A 25,878-nucleotide genomic window follows, 5' to 3' on the forward strand; every position below is an offset into this window, starting at 1 on the left:
GCACCGCAGGAGAGGCGCGCACCCGGTCGGGTGCGCGCCCTTTCGCCCAGGTAGTCCCCTCGACGGTGTCGAGCCGCTGACCTCTGGGTATTGTTGCCCCACGTGAGTACGCCGCGATTCCTCGATCTGCCTCCTGGCGTCACACCACAGAAGATCGAAACCCCGCAGGGCACGTTCGCCGCCCTGGACGCGCGACCGGTCAGTGGTGTGATTGAGCGCTGGCCCGCGCTTCTGGTCCCCGGCCTGACGGGCAGCAAGGAGGACTTCATCGCGGTCCTGATGACCCTGGCCCAGTCCGGGCGCAGGGTGGTGGCCGTGGACCTGCGCGGACAGTACGAGACACCGGGCCCCGACGACCCGGCCGCCTACTCCTGCCCCGCCCTCGGCGCCGACGTCGACGCGCTCGCCCAGGTCATCGGCGGCGGAGACCCCGTTCATCTGGTGGGCCACTCGTTCGGCGGGCTGGTCGCCAGGGAGGCGGTGATCGACGGGCGCACGCATTTCGCGTCGTTCACGCTGATGGGGTCGGGCCCCGCGGCTATCGAGGGCAGGCGGGCGGTCAACGGCAAGAAGCTCATGGAAGAAGTGCGGGAGTTCGGCCTGGAGCACGTGTGGCACCACCGGCTCGAGCCCGAGGCACTGGCCGGCGACGTGCCGGACGAGATCCTGGCGTTCCTGCGCAAGCGCCTGCTCACCAACTCGCCGACCGGGCTGACGTGCATGGCCCAGCAGGTGCTGAGCATGCACGACCGTACCGACGAGCTGCGCCAGATCGAGGTGCCCACGCTCGTGCTGTACGGCGAGCACGACGACGGGTGGCCGCCCGAGATGCAGGCGGAGATGGCCGCCAGGCTCGAGGCCGAGTGCATGGTCGTGCCCGGCGCCGTCCACTCCCCCAACGTCGAGGCGCCGGAGACGACCGCGGCGGCGCTGGTCCGGTTCTGGAACGCGGCGGAGAAGCACTACTTGGACACAAGGTCCAATGTCATGTAATTATCCACTTACTATGGCGAACATCGAAGACATCGTCGCCCAGCCACCGCAGAGCGCGACGTGGCAGGTGCATCTCGACCGTTCGATGTGGGTGGGTGGCGTACGCGGTCTCATGCTGCAGGCGCTGCATCCGCTGGCCATGCGCGGCGTCTGGCAGAACTCCAACTTCCAGGAGGACCCGTTCGGGCGGCTGCGCCGCACGGCGGACTTCGTGGGGCGGGTGACGTTCGGCAGCCCGGAGGAGGCCGACGAGATCGGCCGGCGGGTGCGCGGCATCCACAAGGCGCTGCGCATCCACGACCCCGACACCGGCAGGACGCACCGGGTGGACGACCCCGAGCTGCTGCTGTGGGTGCACTGCGCGGAGGTGTCGTCGTACCTGGAGGTGGCCAGGCGCGGCGGGCTCGGCCTCACCGAGCGCCAGGCCGACCGCTACCTGTACGAGCAGCGCAAGAGCGCCGCCTACGTCGGCCTGCACCTCGACGACGTGCCCGGTTCGTGCGCGGAGATGGACGCCTATTTCAAGCAGGTACGCCCCATCCTGCGCGTCACGGAGGAGGCGGCCGCGGCCGTGCGGTTCCTGATGTGGCCGAGGCTGCCGCACGAGCTGAGGCTGCTGTCCGCCGGCAAGCCCGTCTACTTCCCGTTCGGCGCGCTCTGCTACTACACGCTGCCGGACTGGGCCAGGCGCATGTACGGGGCGCTGCCGGAGGTGCCTCGCGCGACCGTCACGGCCGCGCTGAAGGCGTTCAGGCTGGGCCTCAACTCGCTGCCGGAGCCGGTGCACGACCGCGCGTTCATGCCGGCCACGAGGCGGATGCTGCAGGCGTCCAGAGAGCGGCTCGGCGCGGCGGGTTACGACGTGAGCAAGGGCCTCAAGGGTCTGACCGATCCCCGCCGCTGGCCGCCGAAACCGGCCGCCTGACCGGCAGGAGCGACCCGGCCACCAGCACGACGGCCGACACGGCCGCCATCGTCCATCCGCTGCCGGCCATGCCTCCCCCGTCGAACAGCACACCGAGCAGGGACGACGCGGTCGCGGCGCCGACGTACCTGGACGCCTGGAAGAATCCCACCGCCACCCCCGTGTCGCGGCGGTCGGCGTGCACGAAGACCAGCGAGTTGAGCCCGAACTGGCTGAGCGCCGACGCCACCCCGAGCAGCGCCGCCACCACCAGCACCAGCCAGACGGGTCCCACTCCGAGCAGCAGGCAGGAGCCGCCGAGCAGCAGCGTCGCGCTCGCCATCAGGACCGTCCGCATCCCCGCCCGGGCGGCCAGCGCCACCGCGACCGGGGTCATGACGACCGCCAGCCCGGCCATGGGGAGCACGAGCAGCCCGGCGATGTGCGCGGGCACTCCCGCCGAGCGCTGCGCCCAGAGCGGCACCACGAAGAACGCCGAGTAGAAGACCATGTTGACCAGGGCGAACTGGCCGCAGGTGGCCAGCAGCTGCGGCCTCAGGCGGGGCAGCAGGGCCTGGCTCCGGCCGTCCACGCGTACCTTGGGCAGCCAGCGCAGGGCCGCGACCAGCGCGACCGCCGCGAGCGGGACGTTCACCAGGAAGATCGCCTGCCAGCCCCAGAACGAGACCAGGAATCCGCCGAGCACCGGACCGGCGGCGGCGCCGGCGGTGAGCGCCATGGAGATGGTGGCGATCACCCGGGGCGGCGGCCTCCCGTCCTCGCCGGGCATCACCGCCTGCACGATCGCCATCCCCGCGGGCATCGTCGCGCAACTCGCGAAGGCCTGCAGCAACCTGACCACGACCAGCGCAGGGAACGACGGTGCCAGCGCGGCCAGCACGCCCGTGACGGCCATCGTGACCAGCCCGGCGCAGAACACCAGCCTCGGCCCCAGCCGATCCGCCAGCGTGCCCATCACGGGCGGGACCATGATGCCGGTCAGGTAGAACCCGGCGGCCAGCCAGGTCACGGCCGCGATGCCGACGTGGAACTCGGCCTCGATGTGGGCCAGGGCCACGGCGATCATCGATGAGTTCAGGGGATTGAACAGCGATCCTAGAGCCACCGCCGCCGGTAACCGCCCCACGTGAGCCACTTTTCGGTCATAACCACTGTCTCGGTGACCTACACCGCGGGTTGCGCGATTCATGTGGATCGCCCTAGCGTGCGTGGATCATGAACGGCGTGAAGCGGTTGCTGGTGGCAATGGCGCTCATGGTCTGCGGTTGCTCCGCCGCCGAACAACCGACTGCGCCGGGTCCGGCTGCGCAACCGACGCCGAAGCCGACCGGGTCGCCGACGGCCAGTCCCACCACGAGCCCGCCGGCGGGATACGGGAAGATCGAAAAGCTGGAGACCGGTCCCAAGCCCATGACGTTTCCGGCCATACCGGCGAGACCCAAGGTGTGCGCGCAGCCCGGCTTGAAGGCGGACCAGATGAGGCCCGTTCCGGTGCGGCGATCGGGCTGGAAGTTGCTCAACGTGGATCAGAAGATCAATCAGATCGGGTACTTCGATGTCGCCGCCGACGGCGCCGTGTGGGCACAGACGTTCCGAGTGATCGAATCCAAGGAGGAGGCGGAGGATACGGAGAGCGCCATCCGCCGATGGCACAAGGGGAAGTGGACCACCTTGACGCGGCATCCGATCGGCCCGGACTCCGTGGACGGCGTCTATGCGCTGGCCGCGGATTCGGCGCGGCGGGTCTGGGTCTTCGGCACGACGGCTCCTCCGGGAGAGGACGACGTGGTGACCCGGATGTTCATCGGTACCTTCCAGCACGGGCGGTGGAATGATGTCGTCATCGCCGACAAAGCCACTCTGGAGCTTGATTGGTCCGTGGTCGGCGCGCGGAGCGGGTGGGCGACGGTGGACGGCCTGATGCTGCGCTGGAACGGCCGGGCCTGGGCACGGCAGCCGGGCAAACCTTCGGGCGGCATCCCGTTCGGCCAGGGCCACGACATGTGGACACTCGACGGCGACCTAACGGTCCTGCGCTGGGAGGGCACCGGCTGGCGGAGGCTGAAGCTGCCTGATCTGGGCACGCGCGCGCTCGACAGCAGCCCGGAGCCATGGCTGACCGCTCTCGTCCCGTACGGCCGCGACGACACCTGGGCGGTGGGCTACGTGGGCTGGGACATGGACAACGAGGAGTACGAGGATGTGCCGGTCAGGGCCAGGCCAGTGGCTGTCCACTGGAACGGCTCGTCGTGGACGTGCACATGGGGGCCGATGCACCGCCTCTTCGGCGAGGCGGCGCCGGACGGCAAGGGCGGGCTGTGGGTGATCGCCGAGCGCGAGTACGAAGCCAGCGAGCTCTGGCACCTGTCCGACGGCCGATGGACCAAAGAGTTCCTGCCCACTCCCGCCGGGCAGACTTACTTCGTCGATCACCTGGTCAAGCGCCCGGGGACGGACGAGGTCTACGCCTCCGGCTACGTCACCACTGATGAGGACGACCTCATTGACGGCTCACTCGCCGAAGAGCATCGAGGAGCCCTCTGGCGCACAAAGTAGGGAATGTCCTCGTCAATTCGCACATATGGTGATCATTCATGAGGCTCCTGGTTGCGCTCCTTTTGCTGCTCGCAGGATGCGGCGCCGCCGAGGAGAAGCGCGCCCCGCTGGTCGAAGAGGCGAAGGCCACCTGGCGGCTTACGCATACGGGGCGTGGCGTAGGAGTCTATGGGCCGATAGCCGCTACGGGCCCGAACGAAGCCTGGTCGATGATCCGACGCAAGTCCACGGCGCCCGCCTCCCTCATGCGATGGGACGGGGCATCCTGGCGGCCTGCCGTCATGCCCAAGGGCTTCGGCAGGTCACTTTACGGAACGCTTGCCGCTTCGCCGTCCGGGAATGATCTGTGGCTGTTCTGTGATTCCTGTGGAGACGGCCCATGGCAACTGGTCGAGGGCCGGTGGTGATCCGGCCGTGGCGCGGTCGATACGCGGCGGGCTCGGTCGCCGTCGCCAGCCGAAACGAGGTGTGGGTCGCCGAGACCGGTGGTCCGGATGATTACGCGGGGGCCGCACTCCGTCGCTGGGATGGTGCCGCGTGGCGAAGGGTGCGCAAGCCGGCTCAGCTCGACAGCCTCGATCTGGTGGAGGACGTCGCCGCGGCCGATCCTGGCGAAGTATGGGGGCTCTCCGTATACGGCCAGGGCTATGGCGAGCTCCGGGTGATACACCGTGATGGCTCCCGCTGGGCGATGCTGCCCTCACCTTCGCCCTCCGTGTCGTTGCCGCAGCGCGAGCCCGGGTGGTGCGAGAACCCGTCGGAATCTGCGCTCTACCTCCGGGAACTGGCGTCCCGCGCCAGGAACGAAGTATGGTCCCTCGCCAGGATCGCCCGTTGCGGGAACGGCCCGACCGTGCGCGAAGTGGTCCTGCACTGGAACGGCACATCCTGGCAGGAGGCGAAGCTGCCGCTCGACTCGACGACGCAGCTCACCGAGATCCAGGCCGACAAGGTGGGCGGCGTGTGGATCGGGGCCAATCCTGATCACGGCCAGTCGTATGTCCTCAATTTCCGAGAAGGGCGTTGGACGAGATCTACTCTCCATCGGGGGCGCGTGGGGCGCATCGTGTCGATACCGGGCGCCACCGGACTGTTGGTCCTGGCCCAGGAGGGGAAAGACACATACCTGATCTACGAGCTCAAATAGGGCAACGCCAGAGTGATGAAGGTCCTGTCCTTCGGGGCCGCGCGCCGAGGCCCGCCGGTGGGGCGGGCCTGGCGGTGCGTCAGTCGGCGAGGCCGTCCCATGGGCGGCGGTCAGGGCCGGCGGCCTGGCCCTCGGGGCAGTGGCGGCGGAAGTCGCACCAGGAGCAGATCGGCCCGGGATTGGGCGCGAACAGCTCGTCGACCTCCTCCGGCACCGCGGCGGGCCTGACGACCTGCCGCTCCCCCGACGTGGACGACCCCGGCCCCCGGCGGGAGGTGGCGCCTCCCTTGGCGGGTGGGCCGATGAGGGCGCGGTAGCGTTCGTCGGCCTCCGCCGCCTCGATCCCGAGCTCCTCCGCGCGCCGCAGATGGCGGGCGAGCGACTCCTCGGTGTGCCGCCACTCCACGATCTCGCCGGTGGGCAGGTGGTGGAGCTCGACCGTGCGGCAGGGCGTGCGCATCATCGTGGAGGCGGCGGCCGCGTACACGGCCAGGGCGAGCGACGAGCGGGCGTCGTCCTGGGTGAGCGGGCGGCGGCCGGTCTTGTAGTCGACCACGACCAGCTCGTCACCGCGCCGGTCGAGACGGTCGATGCGGCCGGAGACGGCGATGACCTTGGTACGGGTCGCGACCGTGCGCTCGACGCCCACAGGGTCGTCAGCGGGGTCTAATGTCGCGACATATCCGGAGACGAGGTCGCGCGCCCGGGCGAGCCAGTGCCCCGACTGCTCGGCGTCCCTGAAGCCCTCCGTGATCCACCCGTTTGTGAGCAGGATGGCGGCCGTCAGCGGGGTCCGGCGCTCGTACGGCTCCCGCCACCACCCTGCCAGGGCGTTGTGCACGCTCGCGCCGACGCTGTTGTGCGCCCAGGCGGGCCCCTTGGACGGCTGCGGCCGGTCCAGGTAGCTGAACCGGTAGCGGCGCCGGCAGTCGAGCCAGGCGTTCAACCGCGACGGCGTGCATGAATAGAGCCGCCGCGGCATCCCTTCCAACGGAAGCTGCTGCACTGTGTTCATGGCCTCCACTCCGTGGAGGCGGCTCGGTCGCCGAGGAGCCGCCGCCTTCCCTCGTCGCTCTGGTCGCTCCGCTCCCGCCGCTCCTCAGTCCAGGCGGCGGCGCTCCCTCGCACCCTATTGGTCGTCCGGGTTGAGCTTGATCCCGGAGATCCTGGTGCCGTCGCTGAGCGGGCCGTCCTCGTCGCCGGCAGAGTCGCCGCGGGTCAGCGAGCCCGACACCCAGTCGTCGAAGTGCGGCTCCAGGTCGCCGATCGTGACCTCGTCACCGTGGACGGCCAGCACCCGCGTGTCGCCGGGCAGCGTGAACAGCCGCCCGCCGATCGAGGTGAGCTGGTCGGCCAGGGCGGGGTATTCGCCGCCCAGCTTGCCGGGGCCGTCGGCCTGCAGGGCCTTGCCGGTGAACACGGCCCCGAGCGCCTCGCAGTAGAGCGAGACGCCGCCGGGCGTGACGCCGGGCGTCTCCAGGACGTCGAGCTGGACGTCGGCGACCTCGAAGACGCCGTCGTCCTCCATGTCGATGTCGGGCCAGGTCTCGCGCCAGGTCTCCCGCCACAGGGGCTTGTCCTTGGGGTGCAGGGCGACCACGGCCTCGTCTCTGCTGGCCACCTCGATGGCGGCGGAGACGTGGTCGGGCAGGCCCGCCGTGCAGATGACGGCGAGCACTTCACGCTCGCCCACCTGCTCCAGGATCTTCTCGGCGTCACGCGCCGCGTCGACAACGATCACTTCGTCGTCGTCGCCGACGATCCAGGTGTTGTTCTCGACCTTGTGCTCGGTGCCGTCTATTTCGACGACGCCCTCGGTCACCACTCGCTCGATACGCGCTGTCACGCTTCCGAACTTTAGTCCGTCTGCCTCAGAGCGCGAATCGAGCTCAGTCCTCGAGTCGCGGAGAGAACGCACCAAACGGGATATCCAGGTCGTGATCCCGTACGTCGAGCAGTGACAGCTCGGCGAGCGCGATCATGCAACCGGCGTCGGCGGGCCACGCGATGGCCCACAGCCAGTTGCCCATCGCCTCGCCCGCGTAGACGGCCCGGTCATCGGCGCCGCCCACGCACCAGAGCGCGGTGGGATGCCCGAGCACATCGATCTTGGCGTTCGGAGGACCCGAGTCGAACCCCTCGCCGGGGTCAGGGCCGTCGAGTCCGGCGAAGGCCGCGCCGAGCCCGACGCCCGGCTCCTCCGCGATGACGAGCAGATCGGCGGGTCCTTCCAGCAGCGAGGGTCCCGTCAGCGCGACCACGCTGGCACGGGCACCGGTGCGCTGGTCCCCCACCTCGCCGAACCCCGTCACCAGCCAGCCGGCGGGCAGCGGCCAGGGCAGCCACACGGGCACCACCGCGCTCTTGCGTATGGCCTCCAGCGCCGTACTGGTCGGCGGCCAAGGAGGCTGATACGGGAGGACATCGCCGTGCGCGTCACATCGGAACGCGCTCGACCATGCACTCGGCCCGTGAAGCGGGCCAAAACACCGTGGACAGGTTGGAGCCGCTCTCACAACTACCCACGGTGCTTTCTCCGGCACCGGCCCGTCAAGGGCGCTTCTCGTTGTCCCGTCGTAATCTTGGTCATGTGCGCGTAAATTGTGTCGGCGCGATAATTTTCGATGCCTCCGACCGGCTGCTTCTCGTCAAACGAGGACGTCCGCCCGGCGTGGGCCTGTGGTCCATCCCCGGCGGCCGGCTGGAGCCCGGCGAGAGCGACGCCGACGGCCTGCGGCGCGAGGTCCTGGAGGAGACCGGGCTGCGGGTGGACGTGGGCCGCCTGGCCGGCACGGTGGACCGTCCCGGCCTCGGCGGGGCCACGTACGTGATCCGCGACTACCTCGCCGGCGTGACGGGAGGCGTCCCGACCGCCGGCGACGACGCCGCCGACGTGCGCTGGTGCGACATGGAGGAGCTGGTACGGCTGCCGCTCTCCGAAGGGCTCCTCGAGTCGCTCACCGGCTGGGGCGTGCTTCCCCGCTGACTATCTGTTCGAGGTGAGGCTGGAGGTCCACAGGATCAGGTGATCGGCGTTGTACGTCGTGGACCGGCCCAGCGCCACCACCTCCGACCCCGACACCGCCACGGCCGAGAGCCACTGCGCCCCCTGCCCGGCCAGCCGGTCCTTCGTCAGCGCCATACGGTTCCACGACAGCCCGTCCTGCGAGGTCCAGGCGGCGCTGTCGCCTTCGCCGGGAACGCCGTGCCAGCCTACGGCCACCAGGCCCTCGTCAGCCGCGGCCAGGTCGTACACCGCCGCCGCCTGATCCGTGGGCAGCCAGGCCGTCTGCCAGCTCTCGCCGTCGTCGTCCGAGACGGCCGCGAACGCGCGCCGAGAGCCGCCCGTCACGGCCGTGCCGATGGCCACCAGCTTGCCCTGATAAGTCGTGACCCGTCGGAGTCCGGCCGCGGTGGCGTCCGGTGGCGTCACGCGCTTGCGCGAGCTCCAGTTCACGCCGTCCGGGGAGTACCAGACCACGCTGCTCTCCTGGTCGGCGCCGCCGGAGCCGCCCACCGCCACGTAGCCGTCCCCGGTGGCGACGGCGTCGTGGATCCGCACCCCGGAGCCGCCCTGCGGCAGCTTCTTCGACCTGGTGAACTTCCGCAGGTCAGGGGTGAACCACAGGGCGGCGCGCGTCGTGCCCGCCTGGTCCCTGGACTCGCCCGCCAGCACGTACCCCTTCTTGCCCGCCGTCACCACGTGGGTCTCCAGGTAGGGGTCGTTCGGGTTGCGGGCCAGGTCGCCGGTGACGTTCACCTGCCGCCAGCTCTCGCCGTCGTCGGAGGCGACGAGGAGAGGGTCGGTGACGGCCACGTTCGTCTCGGTGGCGCCGACGGCGAGCCAGCCTCGGCTTCCGTGGGCCACGTCCTCCAGCGACTGCCTGCCGGGGCCGCCGAGGCTCATGGACTTCCAGCTCCGCCAGTCTCTGATCGTCCACAGGCCGGCGTCGCCCGAGGCCGAGCCGACGGCTACGTACCTGCCGCCGGAAGTGGCCAGCGCGCTGGTCTCGCGCGCGATCCTGGTCAGGCCCTCGACCTGGCCGAGCTGCACGCGCGAGGCGTTGCCGCGCTGGGGCGAGGCCACGAGCACGAGCTGGTTGTCGACGTCGGAGGCCGCCTGGTCGCCGCCCGCGAACAGGGTGCCGCCGTCGGAGATCGTGAACCCGCGCAGCGTCGCCCCCGTCAGGTCGCCGAGGTCCGTCCGTTTGGTCCACTGGCGCCCGTCGGTACTGGTCTGCACGGAGTAGCGGCCGAGGGTGGCCTGCGAGACGGCCGCGACGCCCGACGGGTAGGAGATCAACGTCTCGACGCCGGGGCTCTCGCCGCTCACGCCGGCCATGGAGCCGCACTGCGACCACTGCGCCCCGGTCGGGGAGCAGTAGACGCGGGTGTCGCCCGCGGGCGTGCGCTTGCGCCACGGCGCCAGCACGAAGCCCTTGGGCAGCACGGCCACCGTCCCGGTACGCGGCATCGCCTCGAGGAGCAGGAAGTCGGTCGCTTGCCAGTCGCGTCCGCCGTCGGCCGAACGGAGCACCCGCGATCCCTCGCCGACCGCGGGGGCTCCGATGGCCACGACCGTGTCGCCCTTGGCGACGACCGCCTTGATCTCGCGTACCTCCAGCTCTCTTGTCTCGACCCGCTCCCACGTCCTGCCGTCGGCGGAGCGCCAGGCCGCCGGGCCCGTCCCGCCGTCGTCTCCTGTCGTACGTCCCACCGCCACGAACCCGGACGCCGTCCTGGCGATGTCGTTGATCTGGTCACCGGCCCTGAACGCGGCCAGCCCGGACGCCTCCACGGCCGTCCAGCTGAACCCGTCGGTGCTGGTCCACAGGCCGCGCTCGGACCCGCCGTCCCCGCCGGCGGCCAGCCAGCGCCCGTTGCCGCCGACGACCCGCTGGACCGTGGGGGTGGAGGCGCCGTTGACCTGGCCGAGCTGCCAGTTCTTGCCTCCGTCGGGCGAGAACAGGAAGAGCGGGCGCGGTGTCGGGCTCGTCGTGTCGCTGCCGACCGCCACCACCGCGCGGCCGACGGAGGTCATGTCGTTGAGCTTCTGGTTGGCGCCGTCGCCGGCCGCGGGGACGGTGAACAGGTCGTCTCCCGATCGCCCGGTGCCCGCCTCCAGCCGCAGGCCGGGGGCCTCGTCGTCGGTCCACTGCCACACGAGCACGCCCGCGGCCACCAGGACCGCCACGGCCAGCGACAGGACGACGGGGACGGCCCTGCTGCGGTGGCGTACGGGGCTGGATCGGCGCAGGGCGGCCGGGGCAGGGCCTCTGTGGTGCCTGCCGCTCGAGCCCTGCGGGCGCGGCGGGCCGGTGGCCACGAGGAGGTCGGGCCGCGTGGGCCGCCCTGCCGGCGGCCGCCCGACCCGCCGCACCTCGGGCTCGCCGTCCCGGAGCTCACCGTCCTCGGGCTCGCTGTCCCTGGGCTCACCGTTCTCGGGCTCGCCGTCCTCGCCGTGCCGCCCCTCGGACTCGGTCGGCTCCTCGTCCTGCTCCGGAGCCGTCCGCTCCACCGGGTACACCAGCCGGTACGGAGGCTCCCTCCGAGGCGCGGTCTCCTGTTCCCCGGGCTCGGAGGAGGACGCGGACGCGGGCTCGGCGGGAGGCGCGGCGTCCGCCTGCGGCACGTCGGGACGGGCCTTCTCCTCGGGAGGATGGACGGGCGCGCCGGCCACGAGCTTGTCGGGACGGTTGACGATGCGGCGGGGGCGGCGGCGCGGCTCGGCCTCGGGCTCCGCCGTCGGAGAGCTGTACGGCCTGCGCCCCTTGGGCGGCTCCGGCGGCTCGTCCTCCGGGACGGGGGCGGCGAAGGGCGGCATGCCCCAGGGCGAGGTCAGCGGTAAGCCGCGCGCCCGATCGTCGGTGGGACCCGGGGGTGAATGGCGGATCCTCGGCTCTTCCGAAGAGTGCGGTTCAGACGCGCCCTCAGGACGCGGGTCGTCGTCACCATGCGGTCGCCGAGGCGGTTCGCTGGGGCCGGAGGCCACGCGCCGTACCTCCTATTGGTCGAACTTGTCGTACGGGTGGAATCAGGACGCTGTCCCGTTCCACAGGAACCAGACCAGCATGACTCAGTCGGAATAGCGAGACCTCTCTAGCGAGATTCCCGGCACCCCGCGCCCGATTCAGACGGAAACGTTGGTAATTGACCGCTTCTTAGCTATATACAACACACCAAACGCATACACCCCGAGCTGCACCACCGTTCCCGACAACGCCTCCCAGGGAACCGGCGTCGCCCCCTGGCTCAGCGCGTCCTGCAGCTTCCCCGCCGCGGCGGCGAGCCCGAAGGCCAGCAGGTTGTTCAGGACGTGCAGGGCGATCCCCGCCTCCAGCCCGCCGGTCCGCACCGTCAGCAGGCCCATGACGGCCCCGAACCCGAACACGTCGACCAGTCCGGCCCACGAGTACCCATGCAACGACATGAACAGCGCCGAGCCGAGCAGAATGGACCAGATCGGATTACGCACGTGCACGCCCATCGCCTGCACGAACCACCCGCGGAAGACGTACTCCTCCGCGGCCGCCTGGAACGGCACCAGCAGGACGATCACGATGAGCGCGGGCAGGAAGCCGGACCATCCCGCCCAGCCGAACAGATCGGCGTCCTCGCCGGACAGCGTCAGCACGAGGGCCTGTGTGCCCTGCCCGAGCACCAGCGCCAGCAGAGCCAGCCCGAGGCAGCTCAGCAGCCAGGACCAGCGCAGCCGCCCGGCCACGGACGAGAGCGTGCCGGGGCGCCTGCGCTGGACGAGCGCCGCCGTGCCCTGCACCAGCAGGACCATCGGAGCCAGCGACAGCAACAGCACGCTCAGCGAGAGCACCGGATCGCCGAACAGCGCGCCCTCGACGTTGGGCGGCGGCGGGATGCGCAGGAACATCGACACCGCCCAGCCGACCCCCACCATCACCACGCTGAGCCCGATGTATCCCACGGCGATGATCAGCGTGCCCGTGATCGCCCGCCAGGGCTCCACCGCGGTGGTCCTGGCGAGGTGGTCGTAACGCACCCCTCGAGGCATCGGCAGGAACCAGGCCGGCGGAGGAGGGGGCGGCGCGTACGAGTGGACCGGCGGCTGAGGGCCATGGCCGTACGGAGGCTGCTGCCCCGGGAAATTCTCCTGCACCCATCCATTCTGTCCGCCTGATGCGCAATAGTTCACAGACGGTCCTCTGATTTAGGCGGATGCTCGGAGTCGTACGGCATTTCGACCCTGGGAGCAGTCCATGTCAAGGCTGGGACCTGTCATCACCCTCACGGCGGGGGCTGTGCTCGCCGTGGGGCTGGGTGTCGCCAGCGTCATCGCGACACCGGCGGCCAGAAACGAGGCCGCCAACACCGCCGCGGAGGCACCACCCGCCACCGAGAACGCCGCGGAACCCACGACGGAGGCACAGACCGCCGCGCCCACGGCGGAGCAAACGGCGCCGAAGAAGATCCCCAAGGCGGACTACGGAGGCTACGTCAAGGGCAACGGCGGCCTCATCGCGCTCTCGGTCAGAGACGGCAAGGCCATCGGCTACTTCTGCGACGGCAAGGCCGAGGCCTGGTTCAAGGGCACGGAGTCGGACGGCGAACTGCGGCTAGCCGGGTTCGGCGGCGCCAAGGTCACCGCCGATCTGGGCGGCGGCCGGGCCAAGGGCTGGGTCGCGATCGGTGACCACAAGTGGAGCTTCGTCGCGCCCACGGTGGTCAAGCCGTCGGGCCTGTACCGGGCCACCGCGATCGTCAGGGGCGCCAAGCTGAGGGCCGGCTGGATCGTGCTGAAGAGCCCCAAGGGCGGCTTCACCCAGGTCGGCGCCGCGTTCGAGGGCGACACGCAGGTGCCGATCCCGCAGTTGCGGGGCGAACGGCCCACGGCGCCCGTGACCGTCGCCGGCACCACGCTCTACCCGAAGGACGTGGACGGCTTCATCGAGGAGATGCAATGACCGCCGTACCCCAGCCATCGCGCAGCCTGACCCCGCTCCTCGTGCCGCTGCTGGCCGGCGGCCTCGCGGCGCTCGCGCTCGGCGTCTACGGACGGGTGCACACGCCCACCGGGTTCGCCGTGGGCGTGGCCGGGTTCTCCGCCGCGCTGCCGATGAAGGCGTGGCTGACGACGGGCGCGTTCGTCCTGGCGATCGTGCAGGTCGTCTCGGCCCTGTCGATGTGGGGCAGGCTCGGGATCACCATCCCGCCCGCCGTGCACCGCTGGTCGGGACGGCTGGCGTTCCTGCTCACGATCCCCGTCGCCTTTCACTGCCTCTACGCCCTGGGCCTGCAGTACGACGTACCGCGCGTGCTCGCGCACTCGTTGCTCGGCTGCTTCTTCTACGGCGTGTTCACCGCGAAGATGCTGGCGCTGCCCAAGCGCGACGCGCCCGGCTGGACGCTGCCGGTGCTCGGCGGGCTGGCGTTCACCGCGCTGATCGGGATCTGGCTGACGTCGTCGTTCTGGTTCTTCACCGCCATCGGGCTCAAGGTGTGAAGCTCTTCGTACGCCTCAGCCCGGCGGCCCGCCCCTTGGCCGCCACGACGAGCGCCATCTTGCGCGAGGCCTCGTCGATCATCTCGTCGCCCAGCATGACCGCGCCGCGCTTCTCGACCGTGGTGTAGTACTCGTACGCCTCCAGGATGAGCTCGGCGTGGTCATAGTCCTCCTGCGACGGCGAGAACACCTCGTTGGCCGCGTCCACCTGGGAGGGATGGAGCACCCACTTGCCGTCGAACCCGAGCGCCGCCGACCTCCTGGCGGCCCGCCTGAAGCCCTCGACGTCCTTGATCTGCAGGTAGGGGCCGTCGATGACCTGCAGGTCGTGCATCCTGGCCGCCATGAGCAGGCGCATGAGGATGTAGTGGTAGGCGTCGCCCTCGACATAGCCGGGCGGCTGCTCACCGACGACGAGCGTGCGCATGTTGATCGACGCCATGAAGTCGGCCGGGCCGAACACCAGAGTCTCCAGGCGCCTGGACGAGCCCGCGATGGCGTCGGCGTTCACCAGGCCGCGGGCGTTCTCGATCTGCGCCTCGATGCCGATGCGGCCGACCTCGTACCCCATGGTCTTCTCGATCTGGGTGAGCAGCGTGTCGAGCCAGACCACCTCGGTGGGGTCCTGCACCTTGGGCAGCATCACGCAGTCGAGGAACTCCCCGGCCCCCTCGACGACCTCGATCACGTCCCGGTACGTCCACTGCGTCGTGAGATCGTTGACCCTGACCACCCGCGTCCTGCCGGCCCAGTCGCCCTCGCGCAGCGCGGTCACGATGTTCTTGCGCGCCTCCTCCTTCGCCATCGGCGCGACGGAGTCCTCCAGGTCGAGGAAGACCTCGTCGACGGGCAGGGTCTGGGCCTTCTCGAGGAAGCGGGGGTTGCTGCCTGGCACGGCGAGCACCGAACGACGTGAGCGCATGCGCCCACGCTAGCGCCAGCCCTCCCGGAAGGTCCGCTGCGGAGACTACAGTCGGGGATGTGACCGAGAACGCCGCGGCCATCGAGGAAGGCGCCAAGAAGTCCGGCATCCTCTGGCTCACGCTCGACCGCCCCCGCCTGGCCTGGCACGCCTGGCACGAGGGCGCGATCTACCTCGTGACGGGTGGCGGGGAGCAGGAGCTGCCCGGCCTGGAGACGCTCGACCAGGTCCACGTCACGCTGCGCAGCAAGGACAACGGCGCCCGGCTGGTGGAGTTCGAGGCGGCGGTCTCGGTCGTCGACCAGGCCGCGGCGGCCGACGCCGTGGCGGTGCTGGCCAAGGAGCGCCTCAACGCCACCGACAGCGAGCACCTGACCGAGCGCTGGGCCCGCGACTCCACCGTCCTTCGCCTCACGCCTGGCGGCTGACCTCGAGGGGCTGCCCTTCGGGCTCCACCACCGGTGACGGCTGTGCGCTCGCGGTCGCGGTCTGGGCGAGCAGCGCGCCGGACAGCACGAGCAGGCCCCCGACGATCTGGAAGACCCCCAGCGTCTCCCCGACCAGGGCCCAGGCCACCACCGCGCCGCCGATCACCTCCAGGGACGCGACCGTGGCCCCCACCGCGGCCGACAGCCGCCGCACGGCGTTCACCCCCAGGATGTACGCGATCACGGTCGCGACCAGCACCATCCACAGGTACGCCCCCAGCACCGGCAGCGACACGCCACCGTCGGGCGTGACGGTGGCCGTGAAGGCGTCCCACGGGATGTCCCACGGGCGGGCGAACGGGATCAGCACCACGGCCGCGCCCGCCATCCCCCAGGCGATCAGGCCGAGCGGATCCACGTCGTCGCCGAAGCTATCGTTCATCAGGAAATATCCGGCGCAGCACGCCCCGGCCAGCAGCCCGAGCAGCAGGCCCAGCGCGTCCAGCCGCATCCCCTGCCACGCCTCGACGACGATCCCGAGGCCGACGACGGCCACGACCGCCCCGACGTAGGCGGCCCGCGCGAGCCGGACCTTCCGTACGAACCGCACCCAGGCCACCACCATCACCGGCGCCATGAACTCCAGCAGCAGGGCGATCCCCACCGGCAGCCGGGTGATCGCCACGAAATACAGCGACTGCACCCCCGCCACCGCCATCACCGCGTACAGCGCGAGGAACGGCAGCCTCGACCGGGGGATCCGCAGCGCCCGTGGCTTCACCACGGCCAGGACGGCGAGCAGCAGCAGCCCCGCGCCCGCCATCCGGGTCCACACGGCCTCGATCGGCGCCAGCCCGGCCGCGATGAGGTACCTCGCCATCGGCCCCGAGAACGCGAAACACCACGAGGACACGAACGCAAGCCCGAGCCCGGCATACCTCATCGTCCACCACCTGGTCAGTAATTACCGTTAAGCACGTTTGATACTGACATGTGAGGCGTTTGGGGCGCAATGCGGGGCCACTGTTAGCCTGACCCCGTGCAGATCTTCGTGGCCCGGCTGCCCGGCACCCCGGTCTTCGACCCCGCTGGAGACCAGATCGGCCGGGTCAGGGACGTCGTGGTCGGCCTGCGCATCGGCCGCCGGCCCATCGTGCACGGCCTGGTGGTGGACATGCAGCCGCGCCGCAAGGTGTTCCTGCCGATCACCCGCGTACGCCGCATCGAGGCGGGGGCCGTGGTCTTCACCGGCCGTCTCAACATGCGCAGGTTCGAGCAGCGCGCCACCGAGACGCTGGTGGTCGGCGAGATGCTGGACCTGACCGTGGAGGCCGACGGCGAGCCCATGACCGTCTACGACGTGGCCATGGAGGAGCTCAAGCCGTCCACCTGGGAGATCGTCAAGGTCGCCCTCTACAAGGGCAGGCGGCGCGACCCCAGGATCGTCGACTGGGAGGAGGTGTCCGGGTTCGACAAGCTGCAGAAGGACCAGGGTGCCGCCGGGCTGATCGCCGCGTTCGAGTCGCTGCGGGCCGCCGACATGGCCAGCGCGCTGCACGAGCTGCCCAGCAAGCGGCGCATCGAGATCGCCCGCGCCCTGAACGACGTCCGGCTGGCCGACGTGCTAGAGGAGCTGCCGCCCGACGACCAGATCGGCATCCTCGGCACGCTGGAGCCCGAGCGCGCGGCGGACGTGCTGGAGGAGATGGGGCCCGACGACGCCGCCGACCTGCTGCACGACCTGCCGGACGAGCAGGCGGCCAGGCTGCTGGCCCTGATGGAGCCGGACGAGGCGGAGCCGGTCCGCCGCCTGCTGACCTACCCGGAGACCAGCGCGGGCGGCGTGATGACCAGCGAACCGGTGATCCTGCCGCCCACCGCCACGGTGGCCGAGGCGCTCGCCCACATCAGGCAGCAGGATCTGACGCCCGCCGTCGCCGCCCAGGTCTACGTGACCCGGCCGCCCACGGAGACGCCGACGGGCACGTATCTGGGCGTCTCACACTTCCAGCGGCTGCTGCGCGAGCCGCCGTCCACCCTGCTCGGCGGCGTGATCGACCCGTCGATCGACCCGATCAGGCCGGAATTCTCACTCCGCGAGGTCACCTACTACCTGGCGAACTACAACCTCGTCGCCGCTCCCGTCGTGGACGAGCTGGGCCGGCTCGTCGGCGCGGTGACGATCGACGACGTGCTCGACCATATGCTTCCCGAGGACTGGCGCGAGAGGGCCGACGAGAGTGACGACTGAACGACTGGACCAGCCGCGCGCCCTGCGCCGCACGCTGCGGCCGCACTACGACCCTGAGGCGTTCGGCCGCCTCTCCGAGCAGATCGCCCGCTTCCTCGGCACCGCGCGCTTCATCGTCTACATGACCGTGTTCGTGGGGGTCTGGGTGGCCTGGAACGTGGTCGCGCCACCGAACCTCAAGTTCGACCCGTACCCGTTCATCTTCCTCACGCTGATGCTGTCGCTGCAGGCCAGCTACGCCGCGCCGCTGATCCTGCTCGCCCAGAACAGGCAGAGCGACCGCGACCGCATCCAGTACGAGCAGGACCGCGAGGCCGCCGAGCGCAACCAGGCCGAGATCGAGTATCTGACGAGGGAGATCGCCGGGCTGCGGCTGGCGCTCAACGAGGTGGCCACGCGCGACTACCTGCGCGCGGAGCTCGGGCGGTTCGTGGAGGAGCTCAAGGAGCGGCGGTGACGTCGAGCTTGGCGACCATCGACCGGATGCGGGAGATCTCGCCGGCGCCCAGCGGGTCGAGGAAGTGGGCCCTGATGCCGCGCAGGTAGGTCGGCGTCGCCTCGGCCAGCCGCGCCGCGCCGCGCTCCGTCAGCACGGCGAACAGCCCGCGGGCGTCGTCGGCGCACGCCTCGCGCGAGACCAGCCCGTCGCGCTGCAGCCGGTCGATCAGCCGCGTCAGGCCGCTGCGGGAGAGCAGCACGCGGTCGGCGAGGTCGTTCATGCGCAGCCGCCGCTCCGGCGCCTCCGCCAGCTGCATGAGCACCTCGTACGAGGCCAGCGGCAGGTCGTGGGCGACGAGCAGCTCCGCCTCGAGGTGGCGGGTGATGCGCACCTGAGCGCGCTGCAACATCCGCCAGACCGCAAGCTCCTCGGCGGTCAGGCCGTCGTCGCGCAGAAGAGTCACGGAGTAACCTTAAGACGTTGTTGCACAGACATCTAACAGCACGGATTAATTCAGCGAGGCCTCCGGTTCATACCATGGAGGGGCATCCTCACTGGCGTCCTGCGCCTGTCACATATACCGACAAAGGAGGGACGGCACTCCCTCGTGCCGAGACTTCGATGGCACTAACCCAGGAACAGGTGACGGCCGCCCTCGCCACCGTCATCGACCCCGAGATCCGTCGGCCCATCACGGACCTCGACATGGTCAAGAGCATCGATATCGCTCCCGACGGCGTGGTGCGCGTGGGCGTCTTCCTCACCGTGTCGGGGTGTCCGCTGAAGGACACGATCCGCCGTGACGTCACCAACGCCGTCGCCAAGCTGGACGGCGTGACGGGCGTCCAGATCGAGCTCGACGTCATGAGCACCGAGCAGCGCAAGGCCCTCCAGACCAAGCTGCGGGGCAACCGCGGGCCGGAGAAGGAGATCCCGTTCAACCAGCCGGGCTCGCTGACCCGCGTGTTCGCGGTCGCCAGCGGCAAGGGCGGGGTCGGCAAGTCGTCCGTGACGGTCAACCTGGCCGCCGCGATGGCCGCGGGCGGCCTGAAGGTCGGCATCGTCGACGCCGACATCTACGGCCACAGCATCCCGCGCATGCTGGGCGCCGACGAGCGGCCCACCAAGGTCGAAGACATGATCATGCCGCCGGTGGCCCATGACATCAAGGTCATCTCGGTCGGGATGTTCAAGCCGGAGGGCAACACGCCGGTGGTCTGGCGCGGTCCGATGCTCGACCGGGCGCTCCACCAGTTCCTGGCCGACGTCTACTGGGGCGACCTCGACGTACTCCTCCTCGACCTGCCCCCGGGCACCGGCGACATCGCGATCTCGGTGGCACAGCGGCTGCCGACGGCGGAGATCCTGGTCGTGACGACGCCGCAGATGGCCGCCGCCGAGGTGGCCGAGCGGGCGGGCTCGATCGCCGCGCAGACGCACCAGCAGATCGCCGGGGTCATCGAGAACATGGCCTGGCTGCCCTGCCCCCACTGCGACGAGCGCATCGCGGTGTTCGGCGAGGGCGGCGGTCAGACGGTCGCCGACGCGCTGACCCGCACGCTGGGATCACGCGTCCCGCTGCTGGGCCAGGTCCCGATCGACCTCCGGCTCCGCGAGGGCGGCGACGAGGGCAAGCCCTTGGTCCTGACCGACCCCGACTCCCCGGCCGCCGCCGAGCTCCGCACGATCGCCTCCACCCTGACCAAGCGCTCCAGCAGCCTCAAGGGCCTCCACCTCAACCTCTCCCCCCGCTGACATCCGGTCCGTCACGGGTGCCCGTCGTCAGGTCTTTACGGCTGCGCACGGCGGGCACCACTCGCGAACCGGGTCGCCATCCAGAGGGGCTCAGCAGAGGGCCTCAGAGGGCCATATGGGCGGTTTTGCGCCTTGGTGGGCTATAGGACTACCGGCGGGTGTGTCAGGTCGCCTCTGAGTCGTACGGGGGCACTTCCCCGAAGCCCAGCTCGTCCACCACCGGCTCCGGCGTGTACGGAGCCGCGGCGGGCTCCAGCTCACGGGACTTGCTGTTGTTCCAGTCGTCCTCGAGATCGTCGAGGAGGTGCTTGCGGACGAAGTTGCGCGGGTTGAGGTCGGAGGGGTCGAAGTTCTGGAACTCGGGGCCCAGACCGGCCCGCAGGTCGTCACGTGCGTTGTTCGCCATCCGGCGCAGATTGCGCAGCGTCCTGCCTGCCTGTGAGGCGGCCTGAGGCAGCTTGTCGGGACCGAAGACGAGGAGCGCGATGACGATCAGCGCTCCGACCTCCATCCATCCGAGTCCGAACACCGTGAGCTCCTACCGCAAGTCCAACCCTCCGAGGACACCCCCGGCCTATCCACAGACTAAGGGCTTCTATGGGTAGGTCGGTCGTCCCCCCTCGGTCATATCACCGACATTCCCGCCATACCGCCCCTCCCATCAGACGGCCGAAGGAGGGGCGGTCACGTCGGCTCAGGACGGCGTCGGGGTGGGCTCGTCCTCGGCGGTGACGACGAGGGTGGCGGTGTGGTCCTGGCCGGCGCGCTGGTACTTGATGGTGATCTTGGAGCCCGGGGCCTTGCTGCGGATGAGGGCGATCAGCTCGTTCCCGTCCTGCAGGGTCAGCCCGTCGATCTCCAGGATCACGTCACCCGCCTTCAGACCGGCCCTGTCGGCGGGGCCGTTGCGGTCCACCGGCTGGCGTCCCCCGCTGGGCCCCGAGGCGATCTTCACGCCCTGGCCCTTGTAGTCCTTGTCCAGGACGATGCCGATCTTGGGCCGCTTGGCCTTGCCCGTCGTGATCAGTTCCTCGGCCACGCGCCGCGTCTGGTTGACCGGGATTGCGAAGCCCAGGCCGATGCTGCCGCTCTGGCTGCTCTCCGAACGGCCGAGGGTGGCGATGGCCGAGTTCACCCCGACGACCTCGCCCTTGCCGTTCACCAGCGGTCCGCCGGAGTTGCCCGGGTTGATGGCGGCGTCGGTCTGGATGGCGCTGATGTACGCGGGCTCCTCGCTGCTGGTGCCGGATTCGTCGCCCGCGATGACCGGACGGTTGAGCGAGCTGACGATGCCGGTCGTCACCGTGCCGGTCAGACCCAGCGGGGAGCCGATCGCGATCACCGGGTCGCCGACCACCACCTGGTCGGAGTTGCCCAAGGTGATCTCCGGCGTCCCGAACGTGTCCTCCGGCTTCACCACGGCCAGGTCGGAGCCGGGGTCACGGCCCACGATGCGGCCCGAGGTGGTCTTCCGGTTGTTGAACATGATCCGGATCTCGCCGCCCTTGGCGGCCAGAGAGACGACGTGGTTGTTGGTGACCACGTAGCCGTTCTTGATCAGGAAGCCTGATCCGGTCGCGCCCTCGGTGGCGGTGCCGGCCTCGATCGAGACCACGCTGGGCAGCACCCGCGCGGCCACACCCGCCACCGACCCCGGCTCCCGGTTGGTCGCGCCGGCCGTCGGCAAGGGGCCGAGGCTGTAGGAGGGGTCGTTGCTGTCGTTCGTCCTGGTCAGCAGGTACGTGCCGACGCTGCCGAGCAGCGAGGCCAGCAGAGCGATGGCCACGGCGATCGAGACGAGGAAGACGGTGCTCGGTACGCGCCTGGGCCCGCGAGAGCCCGGCGCGCCCGGGGGCGGCGGCGCCCATGCCGCGCCCAGGGGAAGGGCCTGGCGGGGCGGCGGCGGTGGTGTTCCGCCGCCTGAGGGGCCGGAAGGAGGCGGCCCGCCGAACATCGGCGCCATCGGCGCCTCGTAGACGCGCGTCCCGTTGTCCTGGCCGCCGCCGAACGAGGGCCTCTCATAGGAGCCCGAAGGGCTGTCGTAGGAACTGCCGTACGAAGGGTTCTCATAGGAGCTGCCGTACGAAGGGTTCTCATAGGAGCTGCCGTACGAGGGGCTCTCGGGGGCGGCGGGAGCGCTGAACGAGGGGTTGGCGAACGACGGGGCGCCATAAGAAGGGCCGCTCGGTGGCGACCCCCCGTACGGCGGCACCCCCGGGGAGGAACGGCCGGAGGGGTCACCCCAAGAAGTGCCGAACGAGGCGGGCGGCTCCGGCCGCGGGCTCGGCACTTCGAGAGAGTCGTCCGCGGGCAGGAAGTCCGGCCGCCCCTGTGGTTCGGGGTAGTCCGACGGCGTGCGTCCTTCGGTGGGGCGCGTCTCGTCGGTCATCTAATTTCACCACTCCTTGGCTCGGCCACCGCAATCCTCGCTCTTGCGGCATACGAGGGTTATAAAGCATTTGTCAGGAATCGCTCATGACAAATCCTGGAACCAGATCGTATGCCCCATGCGCTGCCGAGTACGCCAAGTCCCGGTCACCCAGGCATAGCCGCAGGTCAAGGCGTGGCGGTCGAAGGCGCGCTCGCCGGAGTCGTCCGCGGCTGCTGGAACAGCTCTACCGGGGGTGCCGGGTTGTTCTGCCCGACGCCGGTGGTCGCGAAGAAGGTGCCGAGCGCGACGGCCGCGGAGACCACCCCGACCGCCACGTAGGTCGAGCGCCGCCTACCGCGTCCAGGGCCCGTAGCCCCACCAGTGGCGTCCCTGCGCGGGCGGTTGTCCAGCGGAGCGATGGTGTGCGGCCCAGGGATGGGCACCCCGCCGAACGTGCGGGTGGGAAAAGGGCGCTCCCTCGGTGGCAGCGGCCCTCCCGGCTCCCCCATCCGGAGCAGGGACATCGTCAGGTCGGCCGGCATCGCCGGCCCTTCCAGCGAACGCAGGCGCGACTTCAGCGCCCGCATCGACTCGACCTCTTGCCTGCAGTCGGCACAGAAGGTCAGATGTGCCAGCGCGCGCTCGCGCTCGGTGTCGTTGAGCTCACCGTCCACGAGCGCCGAAACACGTTCTCCAAGGTGCGCCATCAGACTTCCTCCCCACGGATCACGGTCGGGGGGAGTTGGGAATTACGGGGGGCTCGATGATCGAGTGCTTCCCGCAACTGCGCCCGGCCACGGTGAATACGGCTTCGGACCGTACCCAGCTTGACGCCGAGCGTGGCCGCGATCTCCTCATAAGACAGGCCCTCGATGTCACACAGCACGATCGCGGCCCGGAACTCCGGCGCGAGCGCGTCGAGGGCGGCCTGAATGTCCGGCTCCAGATGGGCGTCGTCGAACGCCTGCGCCGGCGACGGCTCCCGGCCGCGAAGCCGCTCAGCGGCGTCGTCGGCCAGCCCCTCGAACCTGATGCGCTGCTTGCGCCGCGCCATGTCGAGGAACAGGTTCGTCGTGATCCGGTGCAGCCACCCCTCGAACGTGCCGGGGGTGTAGCTCGACAACGATCTGAAGACCCGTACGAAGACCTCCTGGGTCAGGTCTTCGGCATCGTGGACGTTGCCGGTCAGCCGGTACGCCAGCCGATACACGCGTGCGGAATGCGTCCGCACGACTTCCTCCCATGTAGGAGGAGTCCAGTCAGACGACACGGGAGTATCCGCCTGGTGGTCGCTTTCGTCCACCAGAACTCCTCTCTTTGGGACCACCGCTACCGCCATAGTGCCTGGTTTCGTCCCTTCGTGCGCACTGCTGCCTTCGGACCGGCAAAGCCCGTCTAAACCTGCAACGCCTTAGGACCCTCCTGAGTTCCCGTCCCGGCGCGTCTCCCCTAGGCTGCGATCGGTGCCAATCACGCGGACCAATCGCACGAAAGTGGGGGGAGGCGGCCGATGACCAGTCCGGTGGAGGCCACTCTGGCCTATGCGGAGCAGTTCCATCAGGAAGATGACATCCTGCATGCGGCGCGACAGCGCGGGCTGGAGATGGGAGCCGCACCCATCCCTCCCGGGAGCGGGGCGGCCCTGTGCTTCCTCGCCACCGCCGTCAACGCCAAGTCGGTCGTCGAGATCGGCACGGGCTGCGGCGTCTCGGGCCTGTGGCTGCTACGCGGCATGCGCACAGACGGCACGCTGACGAGCGTCGACGTCGAGCCGGAGCACCAGCGGCTGGCCAGACAGGCGTTCGCCGAGGCGGGCTTCTCCGGCGGGCGGGTGCGGCTCATCTCGGGCCGGGCGCTCGACGTGCTGCCGCGGCTGTCGGACGGCGGCTACGACCTGGTGTTCGCCGACGGCGCGCGGCAGGAGTACGCCGACTATCTGGCAGAGGCGGTCCGCCTGTTGCGCGTGGGCGGCGTCGTGGCCGTCGGCAACATGTTGTGGCGCAACCGGGTGGCCGACCCGGCGCAGCGCGACGCCGACACGGTCGCGCTGCGCGAGGTGGGCAAGCTGGTGCAGTCGGACGACCGCCTCCGCTCGGTGCTCATACCGCTGGGCGACGGCCTCCTCGCCGCGATCAAGATCGCCGACTAGGCGCGGGTCAGCCACTCCAGCAGGAGGCGGACGCCGAACCCGGTGGCGCCCTTGGTCAGCGTGCCCTCGTCCACCGTGCTGCGCCCGACGCCGGCGATATCGAGGTGCGCCCACGGGCGCCGCCCCGCGAACTCCCGCAGGAAGAGCGCCGCCGTGATCGACCCGGCACCGAACCTCGACCCTGACTCGACGTTGGCGAGGTCGGCGATCGACGACTCCAGCGCGGGCTTGTACTCGTCGATCAGCGGCATCCGCCACAGCCGGTCGTCGCTGCCGTCCGCGGCCTCGAGGAGCTGCTTGGCCAGCACGTCGTCGGAGGCGTAGACGGCGCCGACGTTGCGGCCGAGCGCCACCGTGATCGCGCCGGTGAGCGTGGCGATGTCCACCACCGCGTCGGGGTCGAGCACGGCGTCTGCGTAGGCGAGCGCGTCGGCCAGCACCAGCCGGCCCTCGGCGTCGGTGTTGAGCACCTCGACCGTGCGCCCGCCGTAATGCTTGATCACGTCGCTGGGCCGCTGGGCCGTGCCGGAGGGCATGTTCTCGGCCGCGGCGATCAGCCCGGTGACGCGTACGGGCGCGCCCAGCTCGGCCAGCGCGCCGAGCACGGCGATCACGACCGCGCCGCCCGCCATGTCGGTCTTCTGGGTCTTCATGTTGTCGGTCGGCTTGAGCGACAGCCCGCCCGAGTCGAACGTGATCCCCTTGCCGACCAGCACCACGTGCCGGTCGGTCGGCTCCGCGGGCGTGTAGGAGAGCTGGATGAGCCTGGGCGGGCTGACCGAGCCCCTGCCGACGGCGAGGATGCCGCCGAACCCGTCGGCCTGGAGCTGCTCCTCGTCCCAGACCCGCACGGGCAGCCCGCGCTCGGTGGCCCGCTCGGCCAGCCAGGCGGGGTTCTTGACGGAGGAGGGCGTGTTGGCCAGGTCACGCGCGAGCGCCACCGCCTGTGCCACGACCTGCGCGCGCCGCACCTGCGCCGCGTCGGCGCCCGCGAACGCCAGCGCCCGCACCGGCTTCTTGCCCTCACTACCGATCTTGAACGAGTACGCCGCCAGCAATGCCGCCTCGGCGAACGCCGCCACGTCGCCCTCGGGCGTCACCACGGTCAGTGTGTCCCTGCCCTTGGCCCTGCGGGCCAGCGCGGCGCCGGCCTTGCGCAGAGCTCGCGCCGAGCCGTCGCCCACACCGTAGAGCAGCACCCGGCCCACGCCGTCGGCCCGCGCCACAGGGACCTCGACGATCTCCCCCGCCTCGCCCTTCGCCTCGTAGTGGGCCAGCAGATCGCCCACCGGCAGGTGCAGCTCGACCTCGGGGCTGAGGTCGGAGCCGTAAGGCACGGCCAGTAGCTCGGCGCCGTCGGGAACCTCGGCGACCACCGAAGCAGTGGTCTCAATGGGCACGGGACCTCTCCTCAAACGTCAGCGACCCTGGCGCCGGATTACGCCAGGGTCGTGGATCAAACTCTT

The 25,878-nt window shown here is 70.4% G+C and carries 27 protein-coding genes; 12 read left to right on the forward strand and 15 right to left on the reverse strand.

Going from position 1 to position 25,878, the window contains the following annotated elements:
• Positions 1-102: 102 nt before the first annotated feature.
• Together ABD830_RS26190 and ABD830_RS26195 are read left to right on the forward strand one after the other, a co-directional pair.
• Complete coding sequence (locus tag ABD830_RS26190) at positions 103-993, forward strand: alpha/beta fold hydrolase (protein WP_344992430.1); 891 nt, start codon at positions 103-105, stop codon at positions 991-993.
• Positions 994-1,006: 13 nt separating this feature from the next.
• On the forward strand, positions 1,007-1,918 hold the full coding sequence (locus tag ABD830_RS26195) for an oxygenase MpaB family protein (protein WP_344992433.1): 912 nt from the start codon (positions 1,007-1,009) through the stop codon (positions 1,916-1,918).
• Here ABD830_RS26195 and ABD830_RS26200 read toward each other — a convergent pair.
• Together ABD830_RS26200 and ABD830_RS26205 are read right to left on the reverse strand one after the other, a co-directional pair.
• Positions 1,869-3,107, reverse strand: coding sequence for an MFS transporter (locus tag ABD830_RS26200; RefSeq protein ID WP_344992436.1), 1,239 nt, complete (start codon positions 3,105-3,107; stop codon positions 1,869-1,871). The two genes, ABD830_RS26195 and ABD830_RS26200, sit on opposite strands and share 50 nt — an antisense overlap.
• 10 nt (positions 3,108-3,117) lie before the next feature.
• Entirely contained in the window at positions 3,118-3,438 is a 321-nt protein-coding gene (locus tag ABD830_RS26205; RefSeq protein WP_344992439.1) for a hypothetical protein, read from the reverse strand.
• A gap of 1 nt (position 3,439) precedes the next feature.
• Here ABD830_RS26205 and ABD830_RS26210 point away from each other — a divergent pair, with 1 nt between their 5' ends.
• On the forward strand, positions 3,440-4,474 hold the full coding sequence (locus ABD830_RS26210) for a hypothetical protein (RefSeq protein WP_344992442.1): 1,035 nt from the start codon (positions 3,440-3,442) through the stop codon (positions 4,472-4,474).
• Between the two features lie 379 nt (positions 4,475-4,853).
• Positions 4,854-5,621, forward strand: a complete 768-nt coding sequence (locus ABD830_RS26215; RefSeq protein WP_344992445.1) for a hypothetical protein — start codon at positions 4,854-4,856, stop codon at positions 5,619-5,621.
• A 79-nt stretch (positions 5,622-5,700) separates the two neighbouring features.
• Here ABD830_RS26215 and ABD830_RS26220 read toward each other — a convergent pair whose 3' ends face one another.
• The 3 genes from ABD830_RS26220 to ABD830_RS26230 form a co-directional block, all read right to left on the reverse strand.
• Entirely contained in the window at positions 5,701-6,636 is a 936-nt protein-coding gene (locus ABD830_RS26220) for a RecB family exonuclease (protein WP_344992448.1), read from the reverse strand.
• 114 nt (positions 6,637-6,750) lie between these two features.
• Positions 6,751-7,467 carry an MBL fold metallo-hydrolase gene (locus ABD830_RS26225; RefSeq protein WP_344992451.1) on the reverse strand — a complete coding sequence of 239 codons (717 nt, stop codon included), beginning with the start codon at positions 7,465-7,467 and terminating at the stop codon, positions 6,751-6,753.
• A 43-nt stretch (positions 7,468-7,510) separates the two neighbouring features.
• Positions 7,511-8,164, reverse strand: a complete 654-nt coding sequence (locus ABD830_RS26230; RefSeq protein WP_344992454.1) for a DUF6758 family protein — start codon at positions 8,162-8,164, stop codon at positions 7,511-7,513.
• 47 nt (positions 8,165-8,211) lie between these two features.
• Between ABD830_RS26230 and ABD830_RS26235 the strand changes: the two genes are divergently transcribed.
• Positions 8,212-8,607, forward strand: coding sequence for an NUDIX hydrolase (locus tag ABD830_RS26235; protein WP_344992457.1), 396 nt, complete (start codon positions 8,212-8,214; stop codon positions 8,605-8,607).
• On the opposite strand, the gene ABD830_RS26240 is transcribed toward ABD830_RS26235, so the two are convergent.
• Both ABD830_RS26240 and ABD830_RS26245 read right to left on the reverse strand, forming a co-directional pair.
• Positions 8,608-11,445 carry a hypothetical protein gene (locus ABD830_RS26240; RefSeq protein ID WP_344992460.1) on the reverse strand — a complete coding sequence of 946 codons (2,838 nt, stop codon included), beginning with the start codon at positions 11,443-11,445 and terminating at the stop codon, positions 8,608-8,610. It abuts the gene before it with no gap.
• Positions 11,446-11,751: 306 nt separating this feature from the next.
• Positions 11,752-12,753, reverse strand: a complete 1,002-nt coding sequence (locus tag ABD830_RS26245; RefSeq protein ID WP_344992463.1) for a CPBP family intramembrane glutamic endopeptidase — start codon at positions 12,751-12,753, stop codon at positions 11,752-11,754.
• A gap of 100 nt (positions 12,754-12,853) precedes the next feature.
• Between ABD830_RS26245 and ABD830_RS26250 the strand changes: the two genes are divergently transcribed.
• Positions 12,854-13,558, forward strand: a complete 705-nt coding sequence (locus ABD830_RS26250) for a hypothetical protein (RefSeq protein ID WP_344992466.1) — start codon at positions 12,854-12,856, stop codon at positions 13,556-13,558.
• Entirely contained in the window at positions 13,555-14,097 is a 543-nt protein-coding gene (locus ABD830_RS26255; protein ID WP_344992469.1) for a DUF6529 family protein, read from the forward strand. The genes ABD830_RS26250 and ABD830_RS26255 overlap by 4 nt, the downstream gene beginning before the upstream one ends.
• On the opposite strand, the gene ABD830_RS26260 is transcribed toward ABD830_RS26255, so the two are convergent.
• A complete protein-coding gene (locus ABD830_RS26260; protein WP_344992472.1) occupies positions 14,087-15,019 on the reverse strand; it encodes an HpcH/HpaI aldolase/citrate lyase family protein in 933 nt (310 codons plus the stop codon). The genes ABD830_RS26255 and ABD830_RS26260 overlap by 11 nt on opposite strands.
• A gap of 59 nt (positions 15,020-15,078) precedes the next feature.
• Between ABD830_RS26260 and ABD830_RS26265 the strand changes: the two genes are divergently transcribed.
• Positions 15,079-15,447: a hypothetical protein gene (locus ABD830_RS26265; RefSeq protein WP_344992475.1), complete on the forward strand. Its 369-nt coding sequence runs from the start codon at positions 15,079-15,081 to the stop codon at positions 15,445-15,447.
• Here ABD830_RS26265 and ABD830_RS26270 read toward each other — a convergent pair.
• Positions 15,431-16,390, reverse strand: a complete 960-nt coding sequence (locus ABD830_RS26270; RefSeq protein ID WP_344992478.1) for an EamA family transporter — start codon at positions 16,388-16,390, stop codon at positions 15,431-15,433. The two genes, ABD830_RS26265 and ABD830_RS26270, sit on opposite strands and share 17 nt — an antisense overlap.
• Before the next feature lie 96 nt (positions 16,391-16,486).
• Here ABD830_RS26270 and ABD830_RS26275 point away from each other — a divergent pair, with 96 nt between their 5' ends.
• Positions 16,487-17,698, forward strand: a complete 1,212-nt coding sequence (locus ABD830_RS26275; RefSeq protein WP_344992481.1) for a magnesium transporter MgtE N-terminal domain-containing protein — start codon at positions 16,487-16,489, stop codon at positions 17,696-17,698.
• Positions 17,688-18,155 (forward strand): DUF1003 domain-containing protein, encoded by a 468-nt coding sequence (locus ABD830_RS26280; RefSeq protein ID WP_344992484.1) that lies wholly within the window; start codon positions 17,688-17,690, stop codon positions 18,153-18,155. The genes ABD830_RS26275 and ABD830_RS26280 overlap by 11 nt, the downstream gene beginning before the upstream one ends.
• Here the strand turns inward: ABD830_RS26280 and ABD830_RS26285 are convergent.
• Complete coding sequence (locus ABD830_RS26285; RefSeq protein ID WP_344992487.1) at positions 18,139-18,600, reverse strand: MarR family winged helix-turn-helix transcriptional regulator; 462 nt, start codon at positions 18,598-18,600, stop codon at positions 18,139-18,141. The genes ABD830_RS26280 and ABD830_RS26285 overlap by 17 nt on opposite strands.
• 158 nt (positions 18,601-18,758) lie before the next feature.
• Between ABD830_RS26285 and ABD830_RS26290 the strand changes: the two genes are divergently transcribed.
• Positions 18,759-19,892 carry an Mrp/NBP35 family ATP-binding protein gene (locus tag ABD830_RS26290; protein ID WP_344992489.1) on the forward strand — a complete coding sequence of 378 codons (1,134 nt, stop codon included), beginning with the start codon at positions 18,759-18,761 and terminating at the stop codon, positions 19,890-19,892.
• A 163-nt stretch (positions 19,893-20,055) separates the two neighbouring features.
• Here ABD830_RS26290 and ABD830_RS26295 read toward each other — a convergent pair whose 3' ends face one another.
• The 4 genes from ABD830_RS26295 to sigE all read right to left on the reverse strand — a co-directional run bounded on the left by ABD830_RS26295 (position 20,056) and on the right by sigE (position 23,602).
• The gene (locus ABD830_RS26295; protein ID WP_344992492.1) at positions 20,056-20,421 is read right to left on the reverse strand and encodes a sec-independent translocase; all 366 of its coding nucleotides are present in this window, start codon (positions 20,419-20,421) and stop codon (positions 20,056-20,058) included.
• A gap of 165 nt (positions 20,422-20,586) precedes the next feature.
• Positions 20,587-22,281, reverse strand: a complete 1,695-nt coding sequence (locus ABD830_RS26300; protein ID WP_344992495.1) for a trypsin-like peptidase domain-containing protein — start codon at positions 22,279-22,281, stop codon at positions 20,587-20,589.
• 167 nt (positions 22,282-22,448) lie between these two features.
• Positions 22,449-22,970 carry an anti-sigma factor family protein gene (locus ABD830_RS26305; protein WP_344992498.1) on the reverse strand — a complete coding sequence of 174 codons (522 nt, stop codon included), beginning with the start codon at positions 22,968-22,970 and terminating at the stop codon, positions 22,449-22,451.
• Entirely contained in the window at positions 22,970-23,602 is a 633-nt protein-coding gene (gene sigE / locus ABD830_RS26310; protein WP_185068462.1) for an RNA polymerase sigma factor SigE, read from the reverse strand. The genes ABD830_RS26305 and sigE overlap by 1 nt, the downstream gene beginning before the upstream one ends.
• Positions 23,603-23,773: 171 nt before the next feature.
• Between sigE and ABD830_RS26315 the strand changes: the two genes are divergently transcribed.
• The gene (locus tag ABD830_RS26315) at positions 23,774-24,412 is read left to right on the forward strand and encodes an O-methyltransferase (RefSeq protein WP_344992506.1); all 639 of its coding nucleotides are present in this window, start codon (positions 23,774-23,776) and stop codon (positions 24,410-24,412) included.
• Here ABD830_RS26315 and ABD830_RS26320 read toward each other — a convergent pair.
• A complete protein-coding gene (locus tag ABD830_RS26320) occupies positions 24,409-25,812 on the reverse strand; it encodes a leucyl aminopeptidase (protein ID WP_344992508.1) in 1,404 nt (467 codons plus the stop codon). The two genes, ABD830_RS26315 and ABD830_RS26320, sit on opposite strands and share 4 nt — an antisense overlap.
• Between the last annotated feature and the right edge of the window lie 66 nt (positions 25,813-25,878).

This window comes from Nonomuraea helvata (assembly GCF_039535785.1).
GTDB classification, from domain to species: Bacteria; Actinomycetota; Actinomycetes; order Streptosporangiales; family Streptosporangiaceae; genus Nonomuraea; species Nonomuraea helvata.